The following is a 15,398-nucleotide window of genomic DNA, read 5'->3' on the forward strand; positions in this document are numbered from 1 at the left end:
GGGTGGGGCCGATCGCGTGCCGTGCGGTCGGCCCCACCCCCACGCTCAGGACCCCTCCGCCGCCTCCCGCTTCCGGCGCTGCTCCTCGAACAGCCGCAGGAACTCCTTCGCCTGCTCGTCCGCCACCCGCTGCTGCTCGGCCTCCTCCTCGCCGACCACCCGGTTCTCGTCGAACAGGCCCTCCGCGCGCAGCTGTTCCTCCTGGACGGCGGTCGGCAGCTCCGGGTCGTGGTCGGAGGGGCGCGGGCCCTCGGGACCGTCGGGGCCGATCCGGACGAGCCGTTCGACCCGCACGATCCGCGTCCGGCACCCGTCGATCACGATCTCGTCGCAGCGCTCGGCGTCGATCCGGTCGGCCGCCCGCGCGTACTCGGCCCGTGTCTCCTCGTCGAGCTGCTCCATGGCCGGCGCCATCACCCGCAGATAGGTGGTGAGCGTGTCCCGCGCCCCCTGCGGGCTCTGGTTGGTCATCTGCGTCGGCTGCCAGCCGCCGTCCGTGTACTCCGCCGCGGTGAACTCGGCGGGCAGCAGCACACCCCCGGGATGCGTCTTCAGGGCGCGAACCGAGTCCCTGCGCACGGGGGCGGGGGCCGTGCCCGGGGCGCGGACCAGCGAGAGCAGTTCCATCCGCAGGATGCCCTCGGACATGCCCGTCGCGGTGAACGGGTCGATCACGAACCCCGTGGTGCGGCTGGGCAGTTCATGGCCGTGCCCGACCTTCGCCGGGTCGGGGTCGGACGGGCGGGGCGGCTCCGGTCCGGTCGGTCCCATCCGGATGAACTGGTCGGCCCGCACGACCCGGAACCGCCGGTCGTGCACCGTGAGCTCGTCCACCTTCTCCCAGTCCAGCCGCTCCGCTCCCCGCAGCCACTCCTGCTGGGACGCCGTGTCGCCCGCGTCGCCGGCCTCCCGCGCGCGTTGGCGGAAGGTCATCGCCAGTGTGTCGCGGGAGCTCTGCGGGGCCATGTTGCCGAACCGGGAGACGACCTGCCAGCCGCCGGAATCCAGCTCCTCGGCCACTCCGAACACCGGGCCGCCGCCGGCCAGGACATCCGGGTAGGCCTCGCGGGCCTGCCACGCCTCCACGTCCGCGAGGGCGGCCGCCGGGGCGTCCTGCAGCGCTTCCATCCTGATCACCCGGTATCCGGGAACCTGATCGCCGTGCTCAGACATGCTCCCAGCATGCCCAGCCGACAGGACGACAGGCGACGAATCAACGCAACCGGCACATCGGTTGGGCCCCCGGCTCGCCGGATTCGGCCACGCGTTCCACACCGCGGGGTGATAGACGTCGGGGCATGACCAACTCGATCGTCTCCTCCTCTCCGGCCGGCATCCGATGACCGCGGGCGCCGACACCCCCGACCGCCGGGGCCGCACCGGCCTGGACCGCACCGGCCTCGACCTGACCGGCAACCCCCGGGTCAGGGTCCGCGACGTGACACTGCTCTCCAGCCACTGGTACGTCGAGCGCACCACCACCTTCGACTTCCGGCACGCCGACGGCACCTGGACCACCCAGGAACGCGAGACCCACGACCGCGGCAACGGCGCGACACTGCTCCTCTACGACGCCGAGCGCGAAACGGTCCTGCTCACCCGGCAGTTCCGCTTCCCCGTGTACGTCAACGGCCACCCCGACGGCATGCTCGTCGAGACCCCGGGCGGCCTCCTCGACGACGAGGACGAACACCCCGAGGAGGCCGTACGGCGCGAGGTGGTCGAGGAGACCGGGCACACCGTGGGCGAGGTGGAGCACGTCTTCGACGTCTACATGAGCCCCGGCTCGGTCACCGAACGCATCGGCTTCTACGCCGCCTCCTACGGCCCCTCCACCCGCACCCACGAGGGCGGGGGCCTCCAGGAGGAGGGCGAGGACATCGAGATCCTCGAACTGCCCTTCCGCAGCGCCCTGGAGATGATCCGCACCGGGGAGATCGCCGACGCCAAGACCATCATGCTGCTCCAATGGGCGGCGCTGGACGGGCCGTTCGCCAAGTAGCCGCACAGAGGCTTGACTTGAAGTGCGCTTCAAGCGCGAGACTCCCGTTCGTGCCCGGAGAACCCGGGTGCGAACGGGAGGGATCATCATGAAGTACCGCACCATCGGCGCCGATCCGGCCCACCGCCGCGAGGTGAGCGTGCTCGCGCTCGGGGCCATGCTGTTCGGCTCCCGCACCGACGAGGCGACCTCCTTCGCCGTGCTCGACCGCTATGTGGAGGCCGGCGGGAACTTCATCGACACGTCCGACAACTACGCGTTCTGGACCGACGGCAGCCAGGGCGGCCAGAGCGAGAAGCTGCTCGGGCGGTGGCGGCGCAGCCGCGGCATCGGCGACGAGATCGTCATCGCCACCAAGCTCGGCGCCCGCCCGCTGGCCCCCGGCACGAGCTACACCGACAACCCGGAAGGCCTGTCCGCGAAGGTCATCCGCGAGTCGGCCGAACGCAGCCGCGAACGCCTCGGCGTGGACAAGCTCGACCTGCTGTACGCCCACATCGAGGACCAGAGCGTTCCGCTCCAGGAGACCGTCAAGGGCTTCGCCGAACTGGTCGCCGAGGGCACCGTCGGTGTTCTCGGCGTCAGCAACCACGCCGCCTGGCGGGTGGAACGCGCCCGAGCGCTCGCCGCCGCGGCCGGACTGCCCGGCTACGAGGTCCTCCAGTACCAGCACAGCTATCTGCGCCCCCGGAACGACGTACCGTCGGAACTCTTCCCCGACGGCAGCCTCGGCAGCGCGGGCCCGGACCTGCTCGGCTATCTGCGCGCCGAGCCCGCCCTCACCCTGGTCGCCTACTCACCCCTGCTGGCCGGCGCCTACACCCGCGAGGACAAACCCCTGCCCGCCGACTACGACCACCCCGGCACCCCCGCCCGCCTCGCCGTGCTGCGGGAGGTGGCGAAGGAGACCGGGGCGAGCGTCAACCAGGTTGTCCTGGCCTGGCAGTTGGGCGGTCCGCTGCCGATCGTCCCGCTCGCGGGCGCCTCGTCGGTGGCCCAGCTGGAGGAGAACCTCGCGGCCGTGGACCTGGAGCTGACGGCGGAGCAGCGCGCACGCCTGGACTCCGCCGTCCAGGTCAGGGCCTGACCAGCAGCTGGAAGTCGAACGCGTACCGGGACGCCCGGTAGATGTGCGTCCCGTACTCGACCGGCCGCCCCGTGTCGTCGTACGCCGTGCGCTGCATGGTGAGCAGTGCCGCGTTCTCCTTCTCGTCGAGCCGGGCGGCCTCCTCGGGGGTGGCCGAGCGGGCACCTATCGTCTGGCGGGCGCTGTGCAGGGTGATGCCGGCGGTGCGCAGCATCCGGTACAGACCCGTCGACTCCAGCCGGGCGGTGTCGAGTTCGAGCAGATTGGCCGGAAGGTAGTTGCACAGGAACGCCACCGGCTGGCCGTGCGTGGAGCGCAGCCGTTCCAGGAGCGTGACCTCGCTGCCCTCCGCGACCCCGAGGGCCGCCGCGACATCCGCGGTCGCGGGCACGCCCTCGTTGCGCAGCACTTCCGTGGTCGGTCCCTGCCCGGCCGACTCCAGGTCGTCGTAGAGGCTGCTGAGCTCCAGCGGTCTCTTGACCTGGCTGTGCACCACCTGGGTGCCGACCCCCCGCCGCCGGACCAACAGCCCCTTGTCGACAAGGGACTGGATGGCCTGGCGGACGGTGGGGCGGGACAGACCGAGGCGGACCGACAGGTCGATCTCGTTGCCCAGGAGGTTGCCCGGCGCGAGGGTCCCGTGCTCGATCGCACCCTCCAGCTGCTGTGCGAGCTGGTAGTACAGCGGCACCGGACTGTTGCGGTCCAGGGCGAAATGCAGGCCGTCGAGCGGGGATCCGGTCACGGCACGCGAGTAGCCACCGGTCTTCGCCACAGAAGGCACCTCCTCACAAGGGGTGACGGATCGTCAGGAGTTGCTGGGGAAACCGAGGTTGATGCCACCGTCGGCCGGGTCCGGCCAGCGGGTGGTGATCACCTTGCCCTGCGTGTAGAAGGCGATGCCGTCGTTGCCGTAGATGTGGAGGTCCCCGAAGAGGGAGTCCTTCCAGCCGCCGAAGGAGTGGTAGCCCACGGGCACCGGGATCGGCACGTTGACGCCGACCATGCCCGCCTTGACCTCCATCTGGAAGCGGCGGGCGGCGCCGCCGTCCCGGGTGAAGATCGCGGTGCCGTTGCCCCAACGGGAGCTGTTGATCAGGGTGATGGCCTCGTCGTAGGACTCGGCGCGGACGACGACCAGGACCGGTCCAAAGATCTCGTCCTTGTACGCGTCCGCCGTCAGCGGGACCTTGTCGAGCAGGGAGACACCGAGGAAGAAGCCGTCCTCGTGGCCCTCGACCGAGAAACCGGTGCCGTCGACGACGACCTCCGCGCCCTGGGCCGCGGCCGAGGCGACGTAGGACGCCACCTTGTCGCGGTGCTCGCGGGTGATGAGCGGGCCCATCTCGCTGGCCGGGTCGTTGCCGGGGCCGATGCGCAGGTTGCCGGCGCGCTCGGCGATCTTGCTCACCAGCTCGTCGCCGGTGTCGCCGACCGCGACCACGACGGAGACGGCCATGCAGCGCTCGCCGGCCGAGCCGTAGGCCGCGTTGATCGCCTGGTCGGCCGCGAAGTCCAGGTCCGCGTCCGGCAGGACGAGCATGTGGTTCTTGGCGCCGCCGAGGGCCTGCACGCGCTTGCCGTGCTCGACCGCCTTGAGCTGGATGTACTTCGCGATCGGCGTCGAGCCGACGAAGGAGACGGCCTCGATGTCCGGGTGCTCCAGGATGCGGTCGACGGCGACCTTGTCGCCCTGCACGACGTTCAGCACACCCTGCGGCAGACCCGCCTCGGAGGCGAGTTCGGCCAGCCGGAAGGACGCCGACGGGTCCTTCTCGCTCGGCTTCAGCACGAAGGTGTTGCCGGTCGCGACGGCCAGGGGGAACATCCACATCGGCACCATGGCCGGGAAGTTGAAGGGCGTGATGCCCGCAACAACGCCCAGCGGCTGGCGAATTGACGCCACGTCGACACGGGTCGAGACCTGCGTCGACAGCTCGCCCTTCAGCTGCACGCTGATGCCGCAGGCGAGTTCGACGATCTCCATGCCGCGCGCGACCTCGCCGAGCGCGTCCGAGTGCACCTTGCCGTGCTCGGCGGTGATCAGCTCGGCGATCTCGTCGCGGTGCGCGTCCAGCAGCTCGCGGTACTTGAACAGGATCGCGGTGCGCTTCGCGAGCGAGGAGGTGCCCCAGCTCTCGAACGCGGCCTTCGCGGAGGCGACGGCGGCGTCCACCTCGTCGACGGTCGCGAAGCCGACCTGCTTCTCCTGGGCGCCGGTCGCCGGGTTGTACACGGGGCCGAAGCGGCCGGACGTGCTCTCGACGGGCTTGCCGTCGATCCAGTGGGTGATCGTCTTCATGGTGCAAGTGCCTTTCGGGGGAGGGGGGTTCAGAGGTGGCGGCGACGGTCGACGACCTGGCGGTCGTACTCCTGACGGGCCTCTACGGCCGATGCGCGCGAGGCGGTCTCGGCGACCGGTACGTCCCACCAGGCCTCGGCCGGGGGAGCGGTCGGGGTGGCGGTGTCGGTCTCGACGTAGACGCAGGTGGGCCGGTCGGAGGCGCGGGCCGCGGCCAGTGCCTCGCGCAGTTCGCGCACGGTCTTGGGGCGCAGGACGTCCATGCCGAGGCTGGCCGCGTTGGCGGCGAGGTCGACCGGGAGCGGGGCGCCGGAGAAGGTGCCGTCGGCGGCCCGGTAGCGGTAGGCGGTGCCGAAGCGCTCGCCACCGACCGATTCGGAGAGGCCGCCGATGGAGGCGTAGCCGTGGTTCTGGATCAGCACCAGGTTGACCGGCAGGCCCTCCTGGACGGCCGTGACGATCTCGGTCGGCATCATCAGATACGTGCCGTCGCCGACCAGCGACCACACGGCGACGTCGGGCGCGGCCTGCTGGACACCGATGCCGGCCGGGATCTCGTACCCCATGCAGGAGTAGCCGTATTCGAGGTGGTACTGGCGCGGCGAGCGCGCCCGCCACAGCTTGTGCAGGTCACCGGGGAGCGAACCGGCCGCGTTGATCACCACGTCGTCGTCGCCGACAACCGAGTCGAGGGCGCCGAGGAGTTGGGTCTGGGTCGGTACGGCGTTCTCGTCCGGGGCGGTGAACGCGGCGCTGACCACCCGCTCCCAACTCTCCTTGCCCGCGCGGTACTCGGCCTCGTAGGCGGCGTCCACGCGGTGGCCTTCGAGGCTCGAAGTCAGCGCCTCCAGACCGGACTTCGCGTCCGCGACCAGCGTGCGCGCGGCCAGCTTGTGGGCGTCGAAGGCGGTGATGTTGAGGTTGACGAAGCGGACGGCCGGGTTCTGGAAGAGCGTGTTGGAGGCCGTCGTGAAGTCGGTGTAGCGGGTGCCGACGCCGATGATCAGGTCGGCGGCGCGCGCGATGTCGTCGCTGACCGCGGTACCGGTGTGGCCGATGCCGCCCAGGTCGGCCGGGTGGTCGTGGCGCAGCGAGCCCTTGCCCGCCTGCGTGGAGGCGACCGGGATGCCGGTGGCGTCGACCAGGGCCTTCAGCGCCTCTTCGGCGCGGCTGTGGTGGATGCCGCCGCCCGCGACGATCAGCGGGCGCGCGGCGGACCGGATGGCCCGGGCGGCCTCGGCCAGTTCGAAGACATCGGGGGCAGGACGGCGTACGTGCCACACGCGGTCGGCGAAGAAATCCTCCGGCCAGTCGTAGGCCTCGGCCTGAACGTCCTGCGGGAGAGCCAGAGTTACCGCTCCGGTCTCGACCGGGTCGGCGAGCACGCGCATCGCGTTCAGGGCGGCCGGGATCAGCGCCTCGGGGCGGCTGATCCGGTCGAAGTAGCGGGACACCGGGCGCAGGGTGTCGTTGACCGAGAGGTCCGCCTCGACCGGGTGCTCCAGCTGCTGGAGCAGCGGGTCGGCGGCGCGGGTCGCGAAGTAGTCGCCGGGGAGGAGCAGGACCGGCAGACGGTTGATCGTGGCGAGCGCGGCGCCCGTGACCAGGTTGGTGGCGCCCGGTCCGATGGACGTCGTGACGGCCTGCGCGGAGAGCCGGTCGAGCTGGCGGGCGTAGCCGACTGCCGCGTGCACCATGGCCTGTTCGTTGCGGCCCTGGTGGAACGGCATCGTGTCCTCGCCCGCCTCCAGGAGCGCCTGACCGAGTCCCGCGACATTGCCGTGGCCGAAGATGCCCCAGGTACCGGCGATCAGCCGGTGCCGTACGCCGTCGCGCTCGGTGTACTGGGCCGACAGGAACTGCACCAGGGCCTGCGCGACGGTCAGGCGGCGGGTGGGGGTGGTCATCAGGACTTCTCCGGTGCCGTGTAGAGGGGGAGGCGGGGGTCGACGGGCTGCTCGGGCCACGTGCCGCGGACCCAGGCGTGATCGGGGTGGTCGCAGATCAGCCAGGAGCGGTCCTCGTCGGGGCCCGCCATGACGTTGAGGTAGTACATGTGGTGGCCGGGCACCGCCATCGAGGGCCCGTGCCAGCCGTCCGGGATCAACACGACGTCCCCGCCCCGGACTTCGGCCAGGACGTCGGTGTTACGGCCCTGCCCGGACGGGGAGACGCGCTGGTAGCCGAGGCCCGGCGTGCCCTCGTGGTCGGCGAACTCGAAGTAGTAGACCTCTTCGAGGACGGACTCCTCACCGGGCCGGTGCTCGTCGTGCTTGTGCGGCGGGAAGGAGGACCAGTTGCCGCCCGGCGTGATCACCTCCACGGCGATGAGCTTGTCGCACTCGAAGACGCCGGCCGCGCCGAAGTTGTTGACCTGGCGGCTGCTGTTGCCGGTGCCGCGCAGCTCCACCGGCACCGAGGAGGCCGGGCCGTAGCGGGCGGGCAGTCGGCGGGTGCAGCGGGCGCCGGTCAGCGCGAAGCGGCCACCGCCGGCCGACGAGATCGTCGTACGGGAATCCCTCGGGACGTACGCGAAGTCGCTCACGGCGGTGAACACGCTCTCGCGGCCGTGGAGTTCGAAGGTGTCGTGGCCGAAGTCGTCGGCGGCCGAGACCGTGCAGCCGCCGCTGAGCGGGAGGACGATCCACTCGCTGTCGTCGGTGTCGAAGGTGTGCGTGCCGCCCGGCGGCAGCTCCACGACCCGCAGGCTGGAGTAGCCCCAGGCCGCCGACTCGGGGGTGACGTCCACGACGTAGGGGCCGCCCAGGGCCTTTCCGGCGGGAAGGTGGTACGCGCTCGTCATCGTGTGCCTCCGGTTCACAACAGACCCACGGCGGTGTCCACCGCCGCTTCCACGCCGCCGTCGGCGGGGTACAACAGGGAACGGCCCACGACCAGGCCCTGGACGGTCGGCAGCCGCAGCGCCTTGCGCCACTTCTCGTACGCGCCCTCCTGGTCGTCGCCGACCTCGCCGCCGAGCAGCACGGCCGGCAGCGTCGAGGTCTCCATGACCTCGGCCATGTCGTCCGGGTCGGCGGTGACGGGCAGCTTCAGCCAGGTGTAGGCCGAGGTGCCGCCCAGGCCGGAGGAGATGGCGATCGAGCGGGTCACGGCTTCCGCGGACAGGTCGTTGCGGACCTTGCCGTCGACCCGGCGGGAGATGAACGGCTCGACGAACAGGGGGAGTTGACGGGCGGCCATGTCGTCTATCGCGCGGGCCGTCGACTCCAGGGTGGTGAGGGAGCCCGGGTCGTCGTAGTCGATGCGGAGCAGCAGCTTGCCCGCGTCGAAGCGGAGCCGCTCGATGTCCTCGGCGCGGTGGCCGGTGAAGCGGTCGTCCATCTCGAACGCGGCGCCGGAGAGGCCGCCGCGGTTCATCGAGCCCATCACGACCTTGCCGTCCAGGACTCCCAGGAGCAGCAGGTCCTCAAGTATGTCGGCGGTGGCGAGCACCCCGTCGACACCCGGCCGGGACAGCGCCACGCACAGGCGTTCCAGCAGGTCGGAACGGTTCGCCATGGCCGTACGGCGGTCGCCGACGCCGAGCGCGCCGCGGGCCGGGTGGTCCGCGGCCACGATCATCAGACGGCCGCTGTCACCGAGCAGCGGGCGCCGCACCCGGCGGGCCGCCGCCTCGGCGATCGCCTCCGGATGGCGGGCTCTGACCGTGACCAGGTCGGGGATGCTGATGCTCAAGAGAAGCTCCGTTCAGGGGTGGCTCGGGCGGTCACGGGGTCAGGCGTCCACGCGCGCGCCGGCGAGCAGGTCCTCGACCTCGGACTCGGTGGGCATCGCGGTGGAGCAGGCGAGGCGGGAGGCGACGAGGGCGCCGGCCGCGTTGGCGAACCGCATGGTCTTCGCCAGCTCCCAGCCGGACAGCAGTCCGTGGCACAGCGAGCCGCCGAACGCGTCGCCCGCGCCGAGACCGTTGAGCACCTCGACCGGGACCGGCGGCACCTCGGCGGTCGTGCCGTCGCGGTGCACGGCCAGCACACCCTTGGGGCCCTGCTTGACGACGGCCAGCTCCACGCCCGCCTCCAGCAGCGCCTCGGCGCAGGCGCGGGGCTCGCGGACGCCGGTGGCGATCTCGCACTCGTCGAGGTTGCCGACCGCGACGGTGGTGTGGCGCAGGGCCTCCGCGTAGTACGGGCGGGCCTCCTCCGGGTCCTTCCAGAACATGGGGCGCCAGTCCAGGTCGAAGACCGTCGTGCCGGCCTTGTCGCGCGCCTTGAGGGCGGCCAGCGTGGCGGAGCGGCTCGGCTCCTCGCTCAGCCCGGTACCCGTGATCCAGAAGACGCGGGCCTGGCGGATCGCGAAGTAGTCCAGCTCGTCGGTGAGTATCTCCAGGTCGGGGGCCTTGGGCTGCCGGTAGAAGTACAGCGGGAAGTCGTCCGGCGGGAAGATCTCGCAGAAGGTGACCGGGGTGGGGTACTCGGCGACCGGCGTGACCCAGCGGTCGTCCACCCCGAAGTCCCTGAGCGCCTCGTGCAGATAGGCGCCGAAGGGGTCGTCGCCGGTGCGGGTGATCACCGCGGTGTTCCGGCCGAGCCGGGCGGCGGCCACGGCCACGTTGCTCGCCGAACCTCCGAGGAACTTCCCGAAGGTCTCCACCCGCGCCAGCGGCACGCCGGACTGCAACGGGTAGAGATCGACCCCGATACGACCCATGGTGATGAGATCGAAGGGCTGGGCTGACTCGGCCATGCGCGGCACTCCTCTGAGCTACTGGGGGGTGGGCGGGTCCCGAGGGCCTGCCGACTCCCAGGTGTAGGACTCCGAGGGGCGCTCTGTCAATAGTTTGTACTTACATTCGGACCTGCTTGTGAAATGATGTCTTAACAAAGTATTGACAGCGGGCGCGACCGGGGATTGGATTCCGTCCCAGCGCAACAGCCGTGTTTCACGGCTACGACCCGGGGCCGCACAGGCCCCGAGCCCTGATCTCTGAGATCATTGCTCCCTTTCCCCTGAAGCACAGTGAGGTGCAGGAAAGATGGACCGTTCTTCCCACTCCCGTACGCGCAGAATGGCCCCCTTCGTGGCGGTCGCCGCGGCAGCGGCACTGACCCTCGCCGGCTGCTCCAGCAGCTCGGGCGGCAAGAAGTCCACGGAGGACACCTCCGGCGCCTCCGCGGGCAAGGCCAGCACTCCCCGCATGACGGTCGCCCTGGTCACGCACCAGGCGCCCGGGGACACGTTCTGGGACATCGTCCGCAAGGGTGCCCAGGCCGCCGCCGACAAGGACAACATCAAGCTCATCTACTCGGCCGACCCGAACGCGGGCAACCAGTCGAACCTGGTGCAGAACGCGATCGACCAGAAGGTCGACGGCATCGCGGTCACCCTCGCCAAGCCCGACGCCCTCAAGGACGTCATCGGCAAGGCGAAGACCGCGAACATACCGGTCGTCGGCCTCAACTCCGGTCTCAGCGACTGGAAGAAGCTCGGACTGCTGGAGTTCTTCGGCCAGGACGAGACGGTCGCCGGCGAGGCGCTCGGCAACCGGCTGAACACGGAGGGCGCCAAGAAGGTCGTCTGTGTCATCCAGGAGCAGGGCAACATCGGCCTGACCCAGCGCTGCGACGGCGTGAAGAAGACCTTCAGCGGCACCACCGAGGTCCTCAACGTCAACGGTACGGACATGCCGTCGGTGAAGTCGACGATCACCGCCAAGCTCACCCAGGACAAGGCCATCGACTACGTGGTCGCGCTGGGCGCCCCGTTCGCGCTGACCGCCGTGCAGTCGGTGTCCGACGCGGGCAGCAAGGCCAAGATCGCCACCTTCGACCTCAACAAGGACCTGACGGGCGCCATCAGCAAGGGCACCATCCAGTTCGCGGTCGACCAGCAGCCGTACCTCCAGGGCTACCTGGCCGTCGACTCGCTGTGGCTGTACAAGAACAACGGCAACTACAGCGGTGGTGGTGAGCAGCCCGTACTGACCGGCCCGGCCTTCGTCGACAAGACCAACGTCGCAGCAGTCGCCAAGTACGCCGCCAACGGAACCCGGTGATGAGCATGACCCAGCACGCCGAGCCGGCGGTGACCACACCGCCGGCCCCCGGCCCCAAGCCCACCGACGGCCGGACCGCGGAACGCCCGCTGGCCATCCGGCTGTTGGCCCGCCCCGAGGTCGGTGTCTTCCTCGGTGCGGCAGCGGTGTACGTGTTCTTCCTGATCGCTGCTCCGCCGGTGCGGGACGGCGCGTCGATGGCGAACATTCTCTACAGTTCGTCGACGATCGGGATCATGGCGCTGCCGGTGGCGCTGCTGATGATCGGCGGGGAGTTCGACCTCTCGGCCGGTGTCGCGGTGATCACCTCGGCGCTGACCGCGAGCATGCTCAGCTACCAGCTCACCATGAACGTGTGGGTCGGTGTGATCGTCGCGCTGGTGGTGTCGCTGGGGATCGGGTTCCTCAACGGGTGGATGGTCGTCAAGACCGGACTGCCGAGCTTCCTGGTCACCCTGGGCAGCTTCCTGATCCTCCAGGGCGTCAACCTCGCCGTCACCAAGCTGGTGACGGGGAACGTGGCGACCGACGACATCAGCAACATGGACGGCTTCGGCCAGGCCAAGAAGGTCTTCGCGTCCTCGTTCGAGGTCGGCGGCGTCAACGTGAAGATCACCATCGTGTACTGGCTGGTGTTCGCGGCGATCGCGACCTGGGTGCTGCTGCGCACGAAGTACGGCAACTGGGTCTTCGCGGTCGGCGGCAACAAGGACTCCGCCCGCGCCGTCGGTGTCCCGGTGGCGTTCACGAAGATCTCGCTGTTCATGCTGGTCGGCTTCGGTGCCTGGTTCATCGGCATGCACCAGCTGTTCTCCTTCAACACCGTGCAGTCCGGCGAGGGCGTCGGGCAGGAGCTGATCTACATCTCCGCGGCCGTGATCGGCGGCTGTCTGCTGACCGGCGGCGCCGGCTCGGCGATCGGCCCGGTGTTCGGGGCGTTCATGTTCGGCATGGTCCAGCAGGGCATCGTCTACGCCGGCTGGAACCCCGACTGGTTCAAGGCGTTCCTGGGCGTGATGCTGCTGGGCGCCGTCATGATCAATCTGTGGGTGCAGCGCACCGCGACCCGGAGGTGACCTCGATGACCGACAACACGACCGGCACCCACGGCGCGATCCTGACCGACACGCCGGCCACCGGCGGGGACCACCCCCTCGTCCGGCTCCGCAACGCCGGCAAGTCCTACGGCAACGTCCGTGCCCTGCACGGCGTCGACCTCGAAGTCCGCCCCGGCCAGGTCACCTGCGTCCTGGGCGACAACGGCGCCGGCAAGTCCACCCTGATCAAAATCATCTCCGGCCTGCACCAGCACACCGAGGGCGAGTTCCTCGTCGACGGCCGGCCGGTGCACTTCACCACCCCCCGCCAGGCACTCGACCGCGGTATCGCCACCGTCTACCAGGACCTGGCCGTCGTCCCGCTGATGCCGGTGTGGCGCAACTTCTTCCTCGGCTCCGAGATGACCAAGGGCCCCTGGCCCGTCCGCCGCCTCGACATCGAGAAGATGAAACAGACCGCCGACGAGGAACTGCGCAACATGGGCATCGTCCTGGACAACCTCGACCAGCCCATCGGCACCCTCTCCGGCGGCCAGCGCCAGTGCGTCGCCATCGCCCGCGCCGTCTACTTCGGCGCCCGCGTCCTCATCCTCGACGAACCCACCGCCGCCCTCGGCGTCAAGCAGTCCGGCGTGGTGCTCAAGTACGTGGCCGCAGCGCGGGAGCGGGGCCTCGGGGTCATCTTCATCACCCACAACCCCCACCACGCCTACATGGTCGGCGACCACTTCAGCGTCCTGCGCCTGGGCACCATGGAACTCTCCGCCGAACGCAGCGCCATCACCCTGGAGGAACTCACCAACCACATGGCGGGCGGCACCGAACTCGCCGCGCTCAAGCACGAGTTGTCCCAGGTCCGCGGCGTCGACGTCGAGGAACTCCCCGAGGAGAAGGACCTCAAGGCCTCGGCGGGCACCGCTTCCGAAGGGACGTCCTGACATGGCCGAGCGTGCCCTCCTGGACCGCATCCGGGTGGGCTCCGCCCCCGACTCCTGGGGCGTGTGGTTCCCGGACGACCCCCAACAGGTGCCGTGGCAGCGGTTCCTGGACGAGGTCGCCCAGGCCGGCTACTCCTGGATCGAGCTGGGCCCGTACGGCTATCTGCCGACCGACCCGGCCCGGCTCACGGACGAGATCGCCGCGCGCGACCTGAAGGTCTCCGCGGGTACGGTCTTCACCGGCCTGCACCGCGGCCCCTCCGTCTGGGACGCCACCTGGGAGCACGTGAGCCAAGTGGCCGCGCTCACCCAGGCGATGGGCGCCAGGCATCTCGTGGTCATCCCCTCCTTCTGGCGGGACGACAAGACCGCCGAGATCCTGGAGCCGCCGGAGCTGACCGGCGAGCAGTGGGCGCACCTCACCAAGGGCATGGAACGCCTCGGCCACGAGGTCAAGGAGGCGTACGGGCTCGACATCGTCGTCCACCCGCACGCCGACACCCACCTCGACACCGAGGACCACGTCGAGCACTTCCTCGACTCGACCGACTCCGAACTGGTCAACCTCTGCCTGGATACGGGGCATTACGCCTACTGCGGCGGCGACAGCGTCAAGCTGATCGAGGCCTACGGCGAACGCATCGGCTATCTGCACCTCAAGCAGGTCGACCCGGAGATCCTCGCCGACGTCGTCAAGAACGAGATCCCGTTCGGACCGGCCGTGCAGCGCGGCGTGATGTGCGAACCGCCGTCCGGCGTACCGGAGTTGGAACCGGTGCTGGTCGCGGCGCAGCGCCTGGGCGTGGAGTTGTTCGCGATCGTCGAGCAGGACATGTACCCGTGCGAGCCGGACAAGCCCCTCCCCATCGCGGAACGCACCCGCAAGTTCCTCCGCTCCTGCGGTGCTTGACGAACGTGAGCAACGTGACGACCCTGACGAGCCGAAAGGACGGCCGATGGCCATGAACCCGCGCGACACGCTCGGAGTGGCAGTGGTCGGAACCGGAAAGATGGGGGCGGACCACGTCCGCCGGATCGAGGACGTGATCAACGGCGCCCGGGTGAGCGCCGTCGTGGACGTCGACGCCGAGCGCGCCAAACGGATCGCGTCCGGGATCGAGGGCTGCACCGCGTACACCGACCCGGCCGCCGCGATGGCGGCGGCCGACGTCGACGCGGTCCTGATCGCCTCACCGGGCCCCGCCCACGAGGCGGCCCTGCTGACGGCCTTCGAGCACGACCTCCCGGTCCTGTGCGAGAAGCCGCTCACCCCCGACGCGGCCTCCGCGCTGCGCGTTCTGGAGGCCGAGGTGCGCCTCGGCCACCGCCGGGTCCAGGTCGGCTTCATGCGGCGCTACGACGCCGAGTACATGAAGCTCAAGTCCCTGCTGGAAACAGGCCAGTTGGGCCGACCGCTGATGCTGCACAACCGGCACCGCAACGCGGCCAGCCCGCCCTTCTTCACCAGCTCCATGCTGATCAGCGACTCCGTGGCCCACGAGACCGACGCGACCCGTTGGCTCCTCGGACACGAGATCACGGCCGTCCACGTGCTGCGCCCACGGCCCTCGGCGAGCGCCCCGGACGACCTCCAGGACCCGCAGTTCGTCGTCTTCGAGACCGACGGCGGCGCGATCGTCGACGTCGAGATGTTCGTCAACTGCGGCTTCGGCTACCAGGTCCAGGCCGAGATCGTCTGCGAACGCGGCACCGCCCGCATCGGCGACGGCCACGCCATGGTCACCAACATGGCCGGCCGCTGGGGCGGCACCATCGCCCAGGACTTCACCGAACGCTTCGCCGACGCCTACGACCGGGAGATCCAGACCTGGGTCGACGCCACCCGCCGCGGCGAGGTCACCGGCCCCACGGCCTGGGACGGCTACGCGTCGGCGGCCGTGTGCGAGGCGGGAGTACGGGCGTTGGAGGAGGGTGTGCGGGTAGAGGTCGAGTTGGCGGAGCGGCCCGCGCTCTACCGCTAGCGACTTCAGGGGGCGC

14 protein-coding genes are annotated in these 15,398 nt (G+C 70.2%); 7 read left to right on the plus strand and 7 right to left on the minus strand.

Features of this window, described 5'->3' with window-relative positions:
* Window positions 1–45 precede the first annotated feature (45 nt).
* Window positions 46–1,173 (minus strand): DUF5954 family protein, encoded by a 1,128-nt coding sequence (locus ACQHII_RS41320; RefSeq protein WP_427924044.1) that lies wholly within the window; start codon window positions 1,171–1,173, stop codon window positions 46–48.
* Between the two features lie 166 nt (window positions 1,174–1,339).
* Between ACQHII_RS41320 and ACQHII_RS41325 the strand changes: the two genes are divergently transcribed.
* Window positions 1,340–2,002: an NUDIX domain-containing protein gene (locus tag ACQHII_RS41325; RefSeq protein WP_019070839.1), complete on the plus strand. Its 663-nt coding sequence runs from the start codon at window positions 1,340–1,342 to the stop codon at window positions 2,000–2,002.
* Window positions 2,003–2,090: 88 nt separating this feature from the next.
* The gene (locus ACQHII_RS41330) at window positions 2,091–3,089 is read left to right on the plus strand and encodes an aldo/keto reductase (protein WP_427924045.1); all 999 of its coding nucleotides are present in this window, start codon (window positions 2,091–2,093) and stop codon (window positions 3,087–3,089) included.
* Here the strand turns inward: ACQHII_RS41330 and ACQHII_RS41335 are convergent.
* Genes ACQHII_RS41335 through iolC form a run of 6 tightly spaced genes read right to left on the minus strand, consistent with a single transcriptional unit; the run spans window position 3,079 to window position 10,095 of the window.
* Window positions 3,079–3,864, minus strand: coding sequence for a GntR family transcriptional regulator (locus ACQHII_RS41335; protein WP_427924046.1), 786 nt, complete (start codon window positions 3,862–3,864; stop codon window positions 3,079–3,081). The genes ACQHII_RS41330 and ACQHII_RS41335 overlap by 11 nt on opposite strands.
* Before the next feature lie 33 nt (window positions 3,865–3,897).
* Entirely contained in the window at window positions 3,898–5,391 is a 1,494-nt protein-coding gene (locus ACQHII_RS41340; protein ID WP_427924047.1) for a CoA-acylating methylmalonate-semialdehyde dehydrogenase, read from the minus strand.
* Between the two features lie 29 nt (window positions 5,392–5,420).
* Window positions 5,421–7,298 (minus strand): 3D-(3,5/4)-trihydroxycyclohexane-1,2-dione acylhydrolase (decyclizing), encoded by a 1,878-nt coding sequence (iolD, locus tag ACQHII_RS41345; RefSeq protein ID WP_427924048.1) that lies wholly within the window; start codon window positions 7,296–7,298, stop codon window positions 5,421–5,423.
* Complete coding sequence (gene iolB / locus ACQHII_RS41350; RefSeq protein ID WP_427924049.1) at window positions 7,298–8,194, minus strand: 5-deoxy-glucuronate isomerase; 897 nt, start codon at window positions 8,192–8,194, stop codon at window positions 7,298–7,300. The genes iolD and iolB overlap by 1 nt, the downstream gene beginning before the upstream one ends.
* A 14-nt stretch (window positions 8,195–8,208) precedes the next feature.
* Window positions 8,209–9,087: a Cgl0159 family (beta/alpha)8-fold protein gene (locus tag ACQHII_RS41355; protein WP_427924050.1), complete on the minus strand. Its 879-nt coding sequence runs from the start codon at window positions 9,085–9,087 to the stop codon at window positions 8,209–8,211.
* A gap of 39 nt (window positions 9,088–9,126) precedes the next feature.
* Window positions 9,127–10,095 carry a 5-dehydro-2-deoxygluconokinase gene (gene iolC, locus ACQHII_RS41360; RefSeq protein WP_427924051.1) on the minus strand — a complete coding sequence of 323 codons (969 nt, stop codon included), beginning with the start codon at window positions 10,093–10,095 and terminating at the stop codon, window positions 9,127–9,129.
* Window positions 10,096–10,384: 289 nt separating this feature from the next.
* Here iolC and ACQHII_RS41365 point away from each other — a divergent pair, with 289 nt between their 5' ends.
* From ACQHII_RS41365 to ACQHII_RS41385, 5 genes are read left to right on the plus strand one after another with little or no spacing between them, the layout of a single operon-like run.
* Complete coding sequence (locus ACQHII_RS41365) at window positions 10,385–11,404, plus strand: sugar ABC transporter substrate-binding protein (RefSeq protein ID WP_427924052.1); 1,020 nt, start codon at window positions 10,385–10,387, stop codon at window positions 11,402–11,404.
* Window positions 11,404–12,480, plus strand: a complete 1,077-nt coding sequence (locus ACQHII_RS41370; protein WP_427924053.1) for an ABC transporter permease — start codon at window positions 11,404–11,406, stop codon at window positions 12,478–12,480. The genes ACQHII_RS41365 and ACQHII_RS41370 overlap by 1 nt, the downstream gene beginning before the upstream one ends.
* A gap of 5 nt (window positions 12,481–12,485) precedes the next feature.
* On the plus strand, window positions 12,486–13,400 hold the full coding sequence (locus ACQHII_RS41375; protein WP_427924054.1) for an ATP-binding cassette domain-containing protein: 915 nt from the start codon (window positions 12,486–12,488) through the stop codon (window positions 13,398–13,400).
* Window position 13,401: 1 nt separating this feature from the next.
* Entirely contained in the window at window positions 13,402–14,310 is a 909-nt protein-coding gene (locus ACQHII_RS41380; protein WP_427924055.1) for a sugar phosphate isomerase/epimerase family protein, read from the plus strand.
* A gap of 52 nt (window positions 14,311–14,362) precedes the next feature.
* Window positions 14,363–15,382, plus strand: coding sequence for a Gfo/Idh/MocA family protein (locus ACQHII_RS41385; RefSeq protein ID WP_427925521.1), 1,020 nt, complete (start codon window positions 14,363–14,365; stop codon window positions 15,380–15,382).
* Window positions 15,383–15,398: the final 16 nt, after the last annotated feature.

The organism is Streptomyces sp. cg40, assembly GCF_050320165.1.
GTDB classification, from domain to species: domain Bacteria; phylum Actinomycetota; class Actinomycetes; order Streptomycetales; family Streptomycetaceae; genus Streptomyces; species Streptomyces hokutonensis.

Excerpts from the sequence above, each read along its gene's own strand:
- ACQHII_RS41320 (WP_427924044.1), bottom strand. The coding sequence starts at position 1,173 with ATGTCTGAGCACGGCGATCAGGTTCCCGGATACCGGGTGATCAGGATG.
- ACQHII_RS41325 (WP_019070839.1), top strand. The coding sequence starts at position 1,340 with ATGACCGCGGGCGCCGACACCCCCGACCGCCGGGGCCGCACCGGCCTG.
- ACQHII_RS41330 (WP_427924045.1), top strand. The coding sequence starts at position 2,091 with ATGAAGTACCGCACCATCGGCGCCGATCCGGCCCACCGCCGCGAGGTG.
- ACQHII_RS41340 (WP_427924047.1), bottom strand. The coding sequence starts at position 5,391 with ATGAAGACGATCACCCACTGGATCGACGGCAAGCCCGTCGAGAGCACG.
- iolD (WP_427924048.1), bottom strand. The coding sequence starts at position 7,298 with ATGACCACCCCCACCCGCCGCCTGACCGTCGCGCAGGCCCTGGTGCAG.
- iolB (WP_427924049.1), bottom strand. The coding sequence starts at position 8,194 with ATGACGAGCGCGTACCACCTTCCCGCCGGAAAGGCCCTGGGCGGCCCC.
- iolC (WP_427924051.1), bottom strand. The coding sequence starts at position 10,095 with ATGGCCGAGTCAGCCCAGCCCTTCGATCTCATCACCATGGGTCGTATC.
- ACQHII_RS41365 (WP_427924052.1), top strand. The coding sequence starts at position 10,385 with ATGGACCGTTCTTCCCACTCCCGTACGCGCAGAATGGCCCCCTTCGTG.
- ACQHII_RS41370 (WP_427924053.1), top strand. The coding sequence starts at position 11,404 with ATGAGCATGACCCAGCACGCCGAGCCGGCGGTGACCACACCGCCGGCC.
- ACQHII_RS41375 (WP_427924054.1), top strand. The coding sequence starts at position 12,486 with ATGACCGACAACACGACCGGCACCCACGGCGCGATCCTGACCGACACG.
- ACQHII_RS41380 (WP_427924055.1), top strand. The coding sequence starts at position 13,402 with ATGGCCGAGCGTGCCCTCCTGGACCGCATCCGGGTGGGCTCCGCCCCC.
- ACQHII_RS41385 (WP_427925521.1), top strand. The coding sequence starts at position 14,363 with ATGAACCCGCGCGACACGCTCGGAGTGGCAGTGGTCGGAACCGGAAAG.